This is a genomic window from Streptomyces sp. NPDC054872 (assembly GCF_053610705.1).
On record NZ_JBSGYY010000009.1, the window covers coordinates 89,812 to 103,760 of the forward strand.

Consider the following 13,949-nt stretch of genomic DNA (forward strand, 5'->3'; position numbering starts at 1 on the left):
CGCCCGGAGTATCCCGGGCGGCCCCCTCGTTCAGTTCTGGCTAGGCCTCGCGGCGGTGCTGCCCGGCGCCGGCCTTGCGCTCTTCCTCCGCCTTCTCGGCCGCTTCCATCTCCGCGAAGACGTCGATCGGCGGCGGAGCCTTCGCCAGGAAGACCCAGGTCAGCCAGACGGCGAGCAGGAAGGGCGGGATCTTCAGGGCGATCAGGACCCAGCCGAACTGGGTCGTGTCCGCCCACCAGTAGAGCGGGAAGAGGATCGCGCACTTGGCGAGCAGGATCAGACCCCAGGCCCAACTCGCCTTGGTGTACGCCTTCTTGCGGCCGGGGTTGCGGGTCCGCCAGGAGAGGTTCTCCTTGAAGACCGGGCCGAGGATCAGGCCGATCAGCGGGACGCCCGCGATGGCCGTGATGATGTAGGCGAGGGCGAGGCCCAGGGTGTAGAGCATGCCCGGCAGGTAGAAGTCCTTGGCGTTGCCGGTCATCATCGCGAAGACGACACCGAAGGCAACCCCGAAGACGCCGCTGAAGGCGTGCTTGACGGTGCCCTTCATGACCAGGCGGACCGCCACGAGCACCAGGGACACCGCGAGGGCCGCGATGGCCGACATGTGCAGGTCCTTGTTGATCGTGAAGATCGTCACGAAGAGGAGGCCAGGGACGACGGTCTCCACCATGCCCCGCACGCCGCCGAAGGCCTCGAAGAGCGCGGCCTCGGTCACGGCCCGGGAATCGGCGTCCTGATCCGTGCTTCCTTGGTCCGTCGGCTTGTCGAGGGACGTCACCGGCTACTCCCGTCCGAGGGGTCTGAGTTCGTATTTCGGGTTGAAGAGCACCCGGCGGCCCCGGCTCATCGAGATCCGGCCGGACGCGATCAGCCTGCGCCCCGGCTCTATCCCCACGATGGAGCGCCTGCCGAGCCACACCACGTCCAGAGCCGCGGAGCCGTCGAACAGCTCCGCCTCCAGGGCGGGTACGCCGGCGCGTGGTCGCAGGGTGACCGTGCGCAAGGTACCAGTAACCGTGACTATCTGGCGGTCGTGGCAGTCTCCGATACGGGTGCATCCAGCCGTCTCGGCATCCTCGCGCAGCTCCTCCGACTCCAGATCCTCCTGGGAGGAGGACAGCCGGTCGAGCATGCGCCGGAAACGGCCTGCCGGCTTCTCGGAACCAGGAACAGCACTCATACAGGAAGCGTACCGGGGGTCGCCGACAGCGCCGCAATGGGTGCGCTCATCTGTGCTTATGCCCGCTCAGCCCCGCCTTGACCCTTGACTCATCGCTCGAACCTGTAACCCATTCCCGGCTCGGTGATGAAGTGCCGCGGATGAGCGGGGTCCGCCTCCAGTTTGCGGCGCAGCTGCGCCATGTAGACGCGCAGGTAGTTCGTCTCCGTACCGTACGAAGGGCCCCACACCTCCTGCAGCAGCTGCTTCTGGCTGACCAGACGCCCGGTGTTGCGCACCAGGACTTCCAGGAGGTGCCACTCGGTGGGCGTCAGGCGTACGTCGCGTCCACCGCGGTTGACCTTCTTGGCGGCCAGGTCGACCGTGAAGTCCCCCGTGTCCACCATCACGTCCTCCTCGCCCGCTCCGGTGGGCTCGGCCCTGCGGACGGAGGCACGGAGCCGGGCCAGGAGTTCGTCCATGCCGAAGGGCTTGGTGACGTAGTCGTCGGCGCCCGCGTCGAGCGCCTCGACCTTCTCGTCCGAGCTGTGCCGCGCGGAGAGCACCAGGATGGGGACGCGCGTCCAGCCGCGCAGACCCCTGATGACCTCGACGCCGTCCATGTCGGGCAGACCGAGGTCGAGCACGATCACGTCGGGGTGGCGAGCGGCGGCGAGCTGGAGCGCGGTGGCTCCGTCCGGGGCCGCGTCCACCTCGTACTTGCGCGCCTTCAGGTTGATCACGAGGGCGCGTACGATCTGCGGCTCGTCGTCGACCACGAGCACCCGGGTCATCCGTACCTGCCTTTCGGGCTTGTGGGTCTTGTCGGTGGCGGTGTTCATGAGACGGCCCGGGCGGAGAGGTCCGGCAGCGCCGGCGGTCCGCCCGCCGCCGCCCGCAGGGTGAGGACCATGGTGAGGCCGCCGCCGGGGGTGTCCTCGGCCTCCAGCGTGCCGCCCATGGACTCCACGAAGCCGCGGGCGACCGCGAGGCCCAGGCCCACGCCCGCGCCGCGCGGAGCGTCACCGTAGCGCTGAAAGGGCTCGAAGATGCGGTCCTTGGCGGCATCGGGGACGCCGGGGCCGCGGTCCACGACCCGTAGTTCGACGCGGTCGCCGAGCGTGCTCGCGGAGACCAGGACCGGTTCGGCGGCGCGGCTGTACTTGACCGCGTTCTCGACGATGTTGGCGACCGCGCGCTCCAGGAGGCCCTTGTCCACGGAGACCATCGGCAGCGTCTCGGGGATGTCGAGGTCCGCGCTGCCGTCGGGGACCCCGCCGAGCGCCATCGGGACGACCTCGTCGAGGTCGATCGCGCGGATCAGCGGGGTGACGGTGCCGGTCTGCAGGCGGGACATGTCCAGGAGGTTGCCGACCAGGTGGTCCAGGCGGTCGGCGCCGGCCTCGATGCCTTCGAGGAGCTCGGCCTGGTCCTCCTCGGACCACGCCACGTCGTCGGAGCGCAGGGAGGTGACGGCTGCCTTGATGCCCGCGAGGGGCGTACGCAGGTCGTGGCTGACGGCGGCGAGCAGCGCGGTGCGGATGCGGTTGCCCTCGGCGAGGGTCCGGGCCTGCTGTGCCTCGTCCCGCAGGCGCTGGCGGTCGAGGACCACGGCGGCCTGCGCGGCGAACGCGGCGAGCACCCTGCGGTCCTCGGCGGGCAGCACCCGGCCGGACAGGGCGAGCGCCATGTGGTCGCCGACCGGCATGTCCACGTCCGCGTCCTCGGGGCGCTCCAGCGTGCGGCCCTCGCCGACCCGGCCCGCGCAGGTCCAGGGGGCGACGTCGCTCGCGCGCTCCAGGAGGGCCACCGAGTCCATGCTGAAGGTCTCGCGCACGCGTTCGAGGAGGGCGTCCAGGCTCGTCTCGCCGCGCAGCACGCTGCCCGCGAGAAAGGAGAGTATCTCCGACTCCGCGCGCAGCCTGGCGGCCTGGTGGGTGCGGCGGGCGGCGAGGTCCACGACGGAGGCCACGGAAATCGCGACGCCCACGAAGACGATGATCGCGACGATGTTCTTGGAGTCGGAGATCGTCCACAGGTGCCGCGGCGGCGTGAAGTAGTAGTTCAGGAGCAGCGAGCCGAACGCCGCCGAAGCCAGGGCCGGCAGCAGACCGCCGAGCAGCGCGGCGGCGACGGTGAGCGTCAGGAACAGCAGCATGTCGTTGGCGAGACCGAGGTCCGCGTCGACATGGGTGAGGAGCAGCGTCAGGAGCGCCGGGCCGCCCACGCCCACCAGCCAGCCCCAGATGCTCCGGGACCGGCCGAGCCGCGCCCCGCGCGCCACGGGCAGCCCGCGCCCCTTGGCGACCTCGTCGTGCGTGACGATGTGGACGTCCAGGTCGGGGCCCGATTCGCGGGCCACCGTCGCGCCGACGCCGGGTCCGAAGATGTACTGCCAGGTCTTGCGGCGCGAGGAGCCGAGGACGATCTGGGTGGCGTTGACGCCGCGGGCGAAGTCGAGCAGCGCGGCCGGTATGTCGTCGCCGATGACGTGGTGGAAGGTGCCGCCCAGGTCCTCCACCAGGGTGCGCTGGACCGCGAGCTCCTTGGGCGAGGCCGCGGTCAGGCCGTCGCTGCGGGCGATGTAGACGGCGAGGATCTCGCTGCCGGAGCCCTTGGCCGCCATCCGGGATGCGCGGCGGATCAGCGTGCGGCCCTCAGGTCCGCCGGTGAGCCCGACGGCTATGCGCTCACGGGCCTGCCAGGTGGAGCGGATGTCGTGCTCGCCGCGGTACTGCTGGAGGTATTCGTCGACCCGGTCGGCGACCCAGAGGAGCGCGAGTTCGCGCAGGGCGGTGAGGTTGCCGGGCCGGAAGTAGTTGGAGAGGGCCGCGTCGACGCGGTCGGGCTTGTAGATGTTGCCGTGCGCCATGCGGCGGCGCAGCGCCTGTGGCGACATGTCGACGAGCTCGATCTGGTCCGCGCGCCGCACCACTTCGTCCGGCACGGTCTCGCGCTGGCGTACGCCGGTGATCGACTCGACGACGTCGCCGAGGGACTCCAGGTGCTGGATGTTCACGGTCGAGACGACGTCGATGCCCGCGGTGAGGAGCTCCTCGACGTCCTGCCAGCGCTTGGCGTTGCGCGAGCCGGGGACATTCGTGTGCGCCAGTTCGTCCACGAGGGCGACGGCGGGCGCGCGCCGCAGGACGGCGTCGACGTCCATCTCGGTGAAGAGGGTGCCCCGGTGGTCGAGCTCTGTGCGGGCCACCTGCTCGAGGCCGTGCAGCATCACCTCGGTGCGCGGCCTGTCGTGGTGCTCCACGAAGGCGACCACGCAGTCGGTGCCGCGCTCGATGCGGCGGTGCGCCTCGGACAGCATCGCGTACGTCTTGCCGACGCCCGGTGCCGAACCGAGGTATATCCGAAGCTTGCCGCGTGCCATGGCCCCATTGTCTTCCCGATACTGCTGTGTACGCAGAGTCGACCTTACGGCCAACATTGCTCGCAAAACGGACGAAGGTGTACCCGCGGGCGCACCTTGACACAACCCTGATGTGGCGGGCCCCGGAGGTCAGCGCCCGACGATCTCGCCGTCGCGCAGCTCCAAGACGCGGTCGGCGAGGTCGAGCAGCGCCGCGTCATGGGTGGCGACCAAGGCGGTGACGCCCTCGGCGCGGACGACGGCACGCAGCAGCTCCATCACGGCGAGCCCGGTCTCGGCGTCCAGTTGCCCGGTGGGCTCGTCAGCGATGAGCAGGGCGGGCTTGTTGGCGAGCGCGCGGGCGATCGCCACGCGCTGCTGCTGCCCTCCGGAGAGCTCGCCCGGCCGCTGCTCGGCGTGGTCGGACAGACCGACGAGGGCGAGCAGCAGCGCGACGCGCTCCTCACGCGCGTGGGGGTCGGTCTTCCGGAGCCGAAGGGGTACGCCGACGTTCTCGGCGGCGGTGAGGATCGGGATGAGCCCGAACGACTGGAAGATGAAGCCGACACGGTCGCGGCGCAGCTCCAGGAGGCCGTCCTCGCCGAGTCCCGCGAGGTCGAGCCCCTCTACGGTGATCTGGCCGGCGTCCGGGGTGTCGAGCCCGCCGACGAGGTTGAGCAGCGTGGTCTTGCCGGACCCCGACCGCCCCTTCAGGGCGAGCAGCTCGCCGCGCGGGACGGCGAAGGAGACGCCACGCAGGGCGTGCACGGCGGACGCGCCGCTGCCGTACGTCCGGTGCAGGTCCTCGACGACGATCGCGCGCTCGGTCATGCCCACCCCCCGTGCGGCCCTGTGGGGCCGGGCGCCAGTATGGTCACCGCGCGCCCGGCCCAACAAGGTCCGTATCAGCTCGGGTTGTCCGCGTGGGTCAGGGTCTCCCAGGCGACGAACAGGTTGTTGGAACCTGCCGGGCGGTTCTTCTCGGTGAGCTTCTGGGTGTTGCTCATGGCGTGGCCGAGGCGGTGGTGCAGCGCGTTGTAGCCGACCTCGGTGACGGGCCCGAGGCCCCGGTGCACCGATCCGCCGCAGAGCGAGCTCGGCGGGGCCTCGCCCAGTTCGTACTTGGCGTGGAAGCCGAGCCCTTGGCGCAGCCGTTCGCCGACGTCCGTCTTGTAGAGGTCGTCGCCCTGGATGCGGCTGGTCTCGGCGACATGGGAGATCGCGGAGAGCCCGTATCCGGTGTGGGTGAAGTCGCGGCACGTCTCCTGGGAGAGCCCGGTGGTGAAGGTGCCCTGCCCCTGCCAGTACTTGACGATCTTGGCGCGGGTGTCCAGGTTCTGGCTGGGCACGGTCTTGGGCAGCGCGCCGTCGGAGGCGAGGTAGACGTAGGCGGCGGTGCGCGTGCGGAACTTCGCCATCGCCTTGTCGTAGGACCCCTTGTCCTCGATGAAGACGGAGATGCCGATGGCGGCCTCCATCATCGACAGCTCCCAGTTGCCGTTGGAGTTGGAGCCGTTGATGATCTCGGGCAGGTAGACGTCGCGCAGCATGGTCGCGAAGCGGCCCGAGTTGGCCCAGCCGCCGGTGTACGTGTGCTTGATGATCTCGGCGGCCCTCGGCCAGGACGATCCCGCCCAGCCGGCCTGCAGCGGGGCGTTGCTGTTGGTGTGGTCCTTGATCGTGCCGGACCAGGCGTCCATCAGCTCGATGGACTTCTTCGCGTAACGGTCGTCACGGGTGAGATACCAGGCGAGGGCCGTGGTGTACGCGGCCATCGCGTCCTCGCGCTCGTCGGTGCAGCCGTAATTGGGGTCGGAGTAGGAGCCGCATTCGACGACCGCGCGGGGCTTGGGCGTGCGCGAGAGGGAGGCGTACTTGCTGCCCATCATCTGGTCGTAGGCGCCCTTCCAGGGCTGGGCGCCGGCGTTGACCTTCTCCCTGGTGAAGTCCAGCTGACCGCGGGAGACGGTGACTCCGGGGTGCGCGAACGTGCTCGGCGCGGCGTCGGCGCGCTCGGCGCCGGGCCAGGCCAGGAGGGCGGCGACCAGTGCGGTCACCACGGAGGCGAGGGTCGCGAGGACTGCCGTGCGGGGTCTGCGGTGGTGGCGCACGGGTGTGGGGGTGTCAGCCATGCGAAGGGCCATCCATTCTCGTATGTGAACGTCAAGTGCCTTTCTGAACACGCGTGTTGGGCCGTGACCATAGGTACGGACCTGACGTCCGTCAAGGTGTACGTCAGTGGTGTCCTGTATGTAAGGGCGGGTGCCGTCCGCGCAGAGCGGCGGACGACCTGCTCAAGCGCCGGGCGGGGAGGAATCCGGGTCTTCGCCCCAGACCCCGATGTGGTCCGGCTCCTCCGTGAGCCGTACGCGCCCGCGCAGCCCGTAGCGCTCCACGTAGTCGCGCGGCAGCTGCAATCGCCCGGCTCGGTCCAGAACCGTGAACTCTTCGCCCGCGCCGCCCCGTTCACGCAATGTCTCCGTGGCCGTACGGCCGTCCCGGATGCGCACCGTGCGGCGGACCTGGCCGGAGACGAGCGGATCGTGCGTGACCACCAGGACGGTCGTCCCGAGTTCCTCGTTGGCGCGGCGGAGGGCGGCGAACACCTCCTCGCCACTGGCCGTGTCCAGCTCCCCGGTGGGCTCGTCGGCGAGCAGCACGCGCGGGGCGTTGGCGGTGGCGACCGCCACGGCGACGCGCTGCTGCTCGCCGCCGGACAGCTCGGCTGGCCGCCTCGCACCGCAGTGCGCGACGCCGAGCACGCCGAGCAGTTCGGCGGCCCGCGCCGCGCGTTCACCTCGGGGCACGCGCGCGTACCTCATCGGCAGCGCGACGTTCTCCAGGGCGGTGAGGTACGGCAGCAGATTGCGCCCGGTCTGCTGCCACACGAAGCCGACGGTGTTCCTGCGGTAGCCGAGGCGCTCGCGGCGCCCCATGGAGAGCAGATCGTGCCCGGCGACCCTGGCCCGGCCCGCGGTCGGCAGGTCGAGTCCGGAGAGGATCGACAGGAGGGTGGACTTGCCGGACCCGGACGCTCCCACGAGCGCCACGCACTCCCCCTCGCCGACCACCAGGTCGAGTCCCTGGAGGGCCTGTACCTCCACCTTCTCGGTGCGGTAGACGCGTACGAGGTTGTCGCAGACGACAAGTCCCTCGTCCTGTGCGGGACGGCGCGCGGCGTTCGCGCGAGCCTCCAGATCGGCGAGCTCAGTCATCGTTCCTCCCCAGTCGCAGCACCGCTCCGAGCCCCTTTCGCCGCCCCAGCCACGTCTCCACACCCACCGCGACGGCCACCAGGGTGACGGTGCCGGCGGCGAGCACCGCCGTGAACAGGGCGTCGGTCCGCAGGGCGGGCGCGGTGGGCCCGCCGGTGAACACCCGCAGGTCGAGGGCAGGGCCGAGCAGTCCGGGCAGGGTCAGACCGAGCACGACACCCCCGGCCACGGCCGCGAGCACCATGGGCAGCAGTTGGAGCAGATGCAGCCCGGCGGTGGCCCGCCCGCCGAGCCCCAGCGTGCGCAGCCGGGCGGCGGTGCTGCCGCGTGCCGGCGCGGACAGCAGGAGTTCGAGGACGAGGGCGAGCAGCGCGAGGAACACAGCCACGGCGGTGCAGGCGGTGTGCGCGACGGTCATGGCCACGATCAGACCGTCCTCCTCGGCCTCGGACTGCTCCTCGGCACGGATCCGCAGCTCTCCGGTGGCGGCGCCGGGTGCGGCGCGCGGGACGACCGAGCGCAGCTCACCGGCGTCCAGTCGCGGGCCGTACAGGAGCAGGGCGGACTCCTCGAACTCGCTCGCGTCGAAGCCCTTGAGGTCCCCGTTGTCGGCGAGCAGGAGGTGGTCCCTCGCCTCGGTGGAGGAGCGTACGGGGCCCAGAGCGGGGTCGCGCCGCACGGCCTCGGGGAGGGTGCCCACGACGCGCAGGCGGCGCTCCTTGCCGTGCACGGTGATGGTCAGCACGTCCCCCGCGTCGGCGGCGTCGGCGAGCACACGGATGTCACGCCCGCCGCCTTTGGCCCTGCCTTCGCCGAGACCGGCGTCCCGCAGCGCGCGAGCCGCCGCCGAACTCCCCGCGGCGGACCGCAGTTGTGTGCCGTCGACGCCCACCAGGCTCGCGATCCCGTACCGCCCGCCGTCCGTGGCGCTCACCGGATCGACCCGCAGCTGCCGCACCGCCACCGTCGCCCGCACGCCACGCGCGCGTGCCAGGCGCCCCGCGGTGTCAGGGTCGCGCCCCGCTCCGAGGAAGGAGGCATCGGCGCCCACCCGCCAGGCGGCGGTGTCCCGCCGCCCCTCCGTGAGCGTCTCCGCGACCAGGCCGCCGAACACGGCACCGGCCAGCGTCACCACCAGGACGAGCAGGGCGAGCGCCCGCGCGGGGGCCTCCTTCGCGGCGCCGCGGAGCGCGACGAGGGCCACGGCTCCGCGGCCACGGACGGCCCGGCGGGCGACGAGGCGCACCGGCCACGGGTAGAGGCGCACCAGCACCACGACCGTGGCGAGCCCAAGGAGTACGGGGACGGCGGCGAGCAGGGGGTCACCGCCCGCCCCGCCCGCCGTCCCGCGGGCCCGCAGCGCGAGGACTCCCGCGAGAGCGAGGGCCACCACACTCACCTCGGCGACGACGCGGCGGCCGCCGCTCGTCCCCTTGTCCCGCAGCAGGGCCCGGTCGCGGACGGCCCACCAGGTCAGCAGGGGCTGCACGAGCCACGCGCCCAGGGCGACGAGCAGCCCTCGCCCGTACGCCGCCGACACCCCCGGCAGTACCGAGGCGGCCGCGCACCCGCCCACGAACCCCAGCAGCACGGCCGGCGCGGTCACCGCTGCACGCCCCAGGGCGATCCCCGGGGCCGACGCCCCACGCGCGCGTCGCAGCCGATGCGCGTCGAGGCGTCGGCGTACGGAGAGCAGCGCGCCGACGACCACGGTGGCCAGCCCCACCGCCGTCACCGAGGCGAGCGCGAAGGAGATCACGACACTGCCCTGCCGCCACTGCGCCCGGAACTCGTCCAGGGCGTCCGGCAGTTCGGTGGCGGTCTCCGCCTGGGCGGCCGGATGCGCACCGATGGCGCAGTACATGCCGCCACCGGCCACCCCCATCTCGCACGTGACGTTCCGTACGGACTCCGGGTAGCGAAGCATGTGACGCTCGAAGTCGCGCTGCCCCTGGCCGCCGACGTGGCGCGCGGCGTTCTCGCCGGGGTCAAGGCGCATGCCCCACGTCACGGTGAGGTCGGCATCGGCCTGGCTCTGCAGCACTTCGACGCCCCGCGGGGCGAGCAGGGCGCCCGCGTACCGCACCGCCCCGCCCCGCGGTTCCCGCCCCGTCCGCGCGAGCAGGGGCTGCTCGCGCCAGAGCCGCCGCTCGCCATCGGCGGCGTAGAACCCGACGACCCGCGCCGGAGCGTCCGCGATCTCCAACGCCCCAGGACCGAGCCGGAGTTCCTGCCCGAGCCGCAGCTTCAGGGCGTCACGGGTACGGGTGGAAACGGCGATCTCCACGACGCGTCCCCTGGCGGCGGGGGGCCGTCCAGCGGCGTACGCGGAGCGGGGCGGGGCATCGCTCGCGTACACGAGGGACAGCGTGGTGCCGTCGCGGGTGCGTACGCCGGGCAGGGCGATGCGGGTGGAGTCGCGCAGGAGTTGCCCGCGGAGGGCGGCGGGGGTGGCGTTCTCGACGATCTTCGAGTACCTCCGCAGATCGGCGTCCAGGGTGCTCTCCGCCCCGGGCCGCTTCTCCTCCGGTCCGAACCGCATCCGGTGGGTGATTCCCGGGGCGTCGCGCTGCACCTGCTCAAGCCGGTGCCCCAGGGCGTGCCCCGAAGCCACCTCCAGCAGACCCGGCCCACCGGCAGCGAGGCCGCAGAGCACGAGAACCACGAGGGCCAGACCCCCGAGAGCCCCCAACTCCTCCCGCACCACGCCCCTAACCCGCATCAGCCCTCCCCACCTGGCAGTGCAGGACGAAGGGGGGAACGTGGAGGTGTGTCCGCCCGAAGCCCGGCTCCCGGGACTCCAGAGCCGAAGCACCCCACCGGCCACCGGACGACGGCGAGCGCGGCAGACGCAGACCGACGCCACCCCGCACCCGCGAACACCTCAGCCGCCCCGCAGGCCCCCTCACGTGTCCTCCCCCGCCCGGAGAACCCGCCCCAGATCCACCCGCCCGAGGACCCGCACCACCCCACTCACCACCCCGCACACCACCAGCGTCACTCCGCCCGCCACCACCCACACCCGCACCCACGGCACCTCGGTGAGCAGTTCGGGAAAGACCGGGTCCCCGGCCGCGTCCACCGTCACCACGGGCATGATCACCGCGGCGAGGCCCGCTCCGAGGAGCGAGCCGAGGAGCGCCGCCACGCCCGCCAGCGCCAGCTGTTCCGTCCACAGGTACGCGGCGAGTTGGCCCCTTCGCAGTCCCAGGGCCCGCAGCAGCGCGAACTCCCGTTCCCTGGCCCGCGCCGCGAGCACCGTATGCAGCGTGAAGGCGATGACGGCGAACGCCGGTGCGAGGGCGAGGCAGAGCCAGAGGCCGCCACGGGCGCCCCGCCGCAGCGGGTCCTCACCGAGGGCCACGCGCGCGTGCGGCACGTCCACGGCTGTTCCGAGCCGAGGGCTGTCCCGCACCGCCTCCCAGGCGGCGCCGGCGTCACCGCGCACGGCCCCCGCCCACCACGCGCTCTCCGGCCCCGGCAACGCCCCGCTCAGCACCCATTGGGCCGCCATCGCCCGCGAGTCGGCAAGCAGTCGGGGGCGGTCCCGCGCCTCGCCCGGCACCGCCTCGATCCGTCCGACGATCTTCAGCCGGGCACTGCCACCCGTGCCGCGCCGCACCGTCACGACGTCCCCGACCCGCACCGCCCCGGAGTCCAGCAGCGCGCGATCGGCGAGAGCGGGCGTCGCGGGGCGGCCCTTGGCGCTGTCCGTGCCGAGCCGGACGCTCCACGTCGGGTACTCGAGCCGCGTGTCGGGCCCGCGAAGCACCGCGTCGAGCAGCACTCCGGCTCCAGGCCTGTCGCCGCACAGCACGGGGCCGGGCGCCTTCCCCACCGTCCCGCGCGGCCGCTCGGCCCCGGGACATCCCGCCCCGTACCGGTCCGGCGCGTCCTCGCGCAGGTCACGCCAGTCGGCCTGCCGGGTGAGCCCCGGCACCCGGTCGATCCGCAGACGGTAGGTGCGCCGCACGGTCTCGCCCGCCATGCTCAGGTCGATCTGCAGGATCCGCAGGCCACCGCTTCGTACGGGCACCTTCAACGGAAGGGATCGAGAGTCGCCTTCCTTGAGAAGAAGCGCACTTGAGTGGACCAGACCGTCGTCGTCCTCGAAGAAGACCGTCAGCCGCACCGGCACGGCGCGACCGGCCCCGTCGGCCGACAACCGCACCCGCAGCGGCAGTTCACGCATGTGACGCGTGCCGCCGACGTCGAGCCCGTGCGCCGGAATCCCCTTCCCCAGCGGCGCGACGAGCTCCCGCACCGGCCGCTCTGCGAGGTCGCCCCGCAGCGAAGGCACAGGCCCGCGCCCGGTGTTGACACCGGTGACGGCCACCGTGTCCTGCCCGATGTATCCCTCCGTGGTCACCACGGGAGTGACCGCGTCGACCCCCGGCAACGCACCGTACGTCGCACGCCGGCTCCCGGCGGGCACGCCCTCCCCCGGTTCGATCCGCAGGTCGGCGCCCACCTGGAAAGCGGCCTGGTCGTGGTCCCCCCGGTCGAGAACGGCGAGGGCGGTGCCGCTCAGGGCCGCGACGGCCAGGGCCAGCGTGACCACCAGGGCGGGCCCGGCGTGCCGTGCCGTGCGCCGGGCGATCTGCCAACCGCCGAGCGGCAGCACGAGCCCCCTGCCCCGCCTGGCCGGCGGCTCGACCAGCCGCGTCAGGAAGGGCAGCAGGCGCAGCACGAGCAGGGCGGCCGCGGTGGTCATCACCACCGGCGCGAACACGAGCACCGGGTCGACGCCGTCACCGGTCACCGGAGAGCGGTACTGCCGCAGCTGCAGCCACCCGAGGACGGCCACCGCCGCCAGCACCACATCGGCCCCCACCCGCTGCGCCCCCGCGAACCTCCCCACCCGCAGCCGAAGCCGGCTCACGGCCTGCCGGTCCCGCGCCAACCGCAGCGTCGGCAGCAGCACCGCGCATCCGTGCACCACGACGGCGAAGGCGGCGGCCACCCAGGCGGCACCGATCGCGGCGGCGTCGGGCACCCCGCCGTGCAGCACCCCCGCGCCTTCGAGGAGCCGCAGCAGCGGTCCCGCGAGGAAGGGCGCGGCCACCCCCACCGGAAGGGCCACCACCGCCCACTGCACCCCGGTCGACAGCACGAGCCGCCGCGTCCCGGCGCCCCGTGCGGCCAGCAACGCCAGCTCCGCGCGGCGGTGTTCGGCGAGTTGCCGCCCGGTGAGCACCAGGGCCGCGACCGCGAGGGCGGCAAGCAGCGTGGCGGGTACGTAGAGCCCCGCGCGGGCCACGGCGATGGGCGTGGTGAGGCGGTCCAGCGCCCTGCGCAGCCCTGCCGAGACCGTCAGTTCCACCGCGGGGTCCGTGCCTCGCAGCACCGAGAGCGAGGCATCGCTGCCTCCGAACCGCCGGGCCCGCTCGGCCAGCGGCGCGATGTCGCCGAGCCGCAGACCCCGCGCTTCGGGCACACCAAGCCACAGCGCGCCCGCGTCCTTCGCGAGGCCGGGCCGCTCTGTGAACGCGCCGCGGGGTACGAGCGCGATGGAGTCGGGCGTCCCGAACGTACTGCTGAGCCCGGCCCAGACCGCGGGCGCGCGCCCCTCGGTCCCGTAGAGCCCGACGACCCGCATCCGCACCGGACGCCCACCAGCGCCGCGCACGAACACCGAGTCGCCCGTGCGGACCGCGAGTTCGGCGGCGAACGTCCTGGTCAGCGCGGTTTCCACCGGCGCGTCGGCGGAGTCGGCGGCGCCCGTGCGCGGCCACCGGCCGGCCACGAGACCGGCGTGCGACCCGGCCCCTTCGAGCGCGACCACGGACATGGTGGCGTCCTCGCGGCGCCGGCCACCTGCCTCGGTCACGGAGAGCTCGTCGTTGCGCGCCGCCGGTGCCCGCAGCGCGAGGCGGGTCCGATGGGGCACCTCGCCGTAGGTGCGGCCGACCGCGGCGCGTACGTCGGCGTCCAGCCGCCGCACACCGTCCGCGTCGTAGCGCCCGGCGACCTCCACGGCGGCTTCCCGGTCCGCGGTGAGGCGCTGGCGTACGCCGCCCTCGACGGCCTTCTCGGTCAGCGCGGCGAGGGCCGCGAGGACGGTGGCCGCCAGCAGGACGGCAAGCCCGGCTGCCCCGAGCACCATCCCGTGGTACCGGCCGCTTCGCACCACGGCGGGCACGCGCCGTCCGCTCACCGCACCGGTCTCCCCCCGCGTGACCGGCACAGTATGGACGTACGCGATTGT

9 protein-coding genes are annotated in these 13,949 nt (G+C 73.0%); all 9 read right to left on the bottom strand.

Annotated features, from left to right (window positions below; all coding sequences use genetic code 11):
- Nucleotides 1-40: 40 nt before the first annotated feature.
- Nucleotides 41-781 carry a DUF3159 domain-containing protein gene (locus tag ACWGIH_RS13460; protein WP_453443317.1) on the bottom strand — a complete coding sequence of 247 codons (741 nt, stop codon included), beginning with the start codon at nt 779-781 and terminating at the stop codon, nt 41-43.
- A 3-nt stretch (nt 782-784) separates the two neighbouring features.
- The gene (locus ACWGIH_RS13465; RefSeq protein WP_160507673.1) at nt 785-1,183 is read right to left on the bottom strand and encodes an OB-fold nucleic acid binding domain-containing protein; all 399 of its coding nucleotides are present in this window, start codon (nt 1,181-1,183) and stop codon (nt 785-787) included.
- Nucleotides 1,184-1,272: 89 nt separating this feature from the next.
- Nucleotides 1,273-1,956: a response regulator gene (locus ACWGIH_RS13470; RefSeq protein ID WP_453443485.1), complete on the bottom strand. Its 684-nt coding sequence runs from the start codon at nt 1,954-1,956 to the stop codon at nt 1,273-1,275.
- Nucleotides 1,957-2,000: 44 nt separating this feature from the next.
- Nucleotides 2,001-4,547 carry an ATP-binding protein gene (locus ACWGIH_RS13475; RefSeq protein WP_453443319.1) on the bottom strand — a complete coding sequence of 849 codons (2,547 nt, stop codon included), beginning with the start codon at nt 4,545-4,547 and terminating at the stop codon, nt 2,001-2,003.
- Between the two features lie 129 nt (nt 4,548-4,676).
- Nucleotides 4,677-5,357 (bottom strand): ABC transporter ATP-binding protein, encoded by a 681-nt coding sequence (locus ACWGIH_RS13480; protein WP_453443321.1) that lies wholly within the window; start codon nt 5,355-5,357, stop codon nt 4,677-4,679.
- A 74-nt stretch (nt 5,358-5,431) separates the two neighbouring features.
- Nucleotides 5,432-6,658 (bottom strand): alginate lyase family protein, encoded by a 1,227-nt coding sequence (locus ACWGIH_RS13485; RefSeq protein ID WP_453443323.1) that lies wholly within the window; start codon nt 6,656-6,658, stop codon nt 5,432-5,434.
- Between the two features lie 162 nt (nt 6,659-6,820).
- Complete coding sequence (locus ACWGIH_RS13490; protein ID WP_453443324.1) at nt 6,821-7,741, bottom strand: ABC transporter ATP-binding protein; 921 nt, start codon at nt 7,739-7,741, stop codon at nt 6,821-6,823.
- Complete coding sequence (locus tag ACWGIH_RS13495; protein WP_453443325.1) at nt 7,734-10,463, bottom strand: hypothetical protein; 2,730 nt, start codon at nt 10,461-10,463, stop codon at nt 7,734-7,736. Before ACWGIH_RS13495 ends, ACWGIH_RS13490 begins: the two co-directional genes overlap by 8 nt.
- Before the next feature lie 183 nt (nt 10,464-10,646).
- Complete coding sequence (locus tag ACWGIH_RS13500) at nt 10,647-13,898, bottom strand: FtsX-like permease family protein (protein WP_453443327.1); 3,252 nt, start codon at nt 13,896-13,898, stop codon at nt 10,647-10,649.
- Nucleotides 13,899-13,949 lie beyond the last annotated feature (51 nt).

What these genes read in the sequence shown, in the direction of transcription:
- ACWGIH_RS13480 (WP_453443321.1), bottom strand. Translation starts at nt 5,357, where the DNA reads ATGACCGAGCGCGCGATCGTCGTCGAGGACCTGCACCGGACGTACGGC.
- ACWGIH_RS13465 (WP_160507673.1), bottom strand. Translation starts at nt 1,183, where the DNA reads ATGAGTGCTGTTCCTGGTTCCGAGAAGCCGGCAGGCCGTTTCCGGCGC.
- ACWGIH_RS13490 (WP_453443324.1), bottom strand. Translation starts at nt 7,741, where the DNA reads ATGACTGAGCTCGCCGATCTGGAGGCTCGCGCGAACGCCGCGCGCCGT.
- ACWGIH_RS13470 (WP_453443485.1), bottom strand. Translation starts at nt 1,956, where the DNA reads ATGACCCGGGTGCTCGTGGTCGACGACGAGCCGCAGATCGTACGCGCC.
- ACWGIH_RS13475 (WP_453443319.1), bottom strand. Translation starts at nt 4,547, where the DNA reads ATGGCACGCGGCAAGCTTCGGATATACCTCGGTTCGGCACCGGGCGTC.
- ACWGIH_RS13485 (WP_453443323.1), bottom strand. Translation starts at nt 6,658, where the DNA reads ATGGCTGACACCCCCACACCCGTGCGCCACCACCGCAGACCCCGCACG.
- ACWGIH_RS13495 (WP_453443325.1), bottom strand. Translation starts at nt 10,463, where the DNA reads ATGCGGGTTAGGGGCGTGGTGCGGGAGGAGTTGGGGGCTCTCGGGGGT.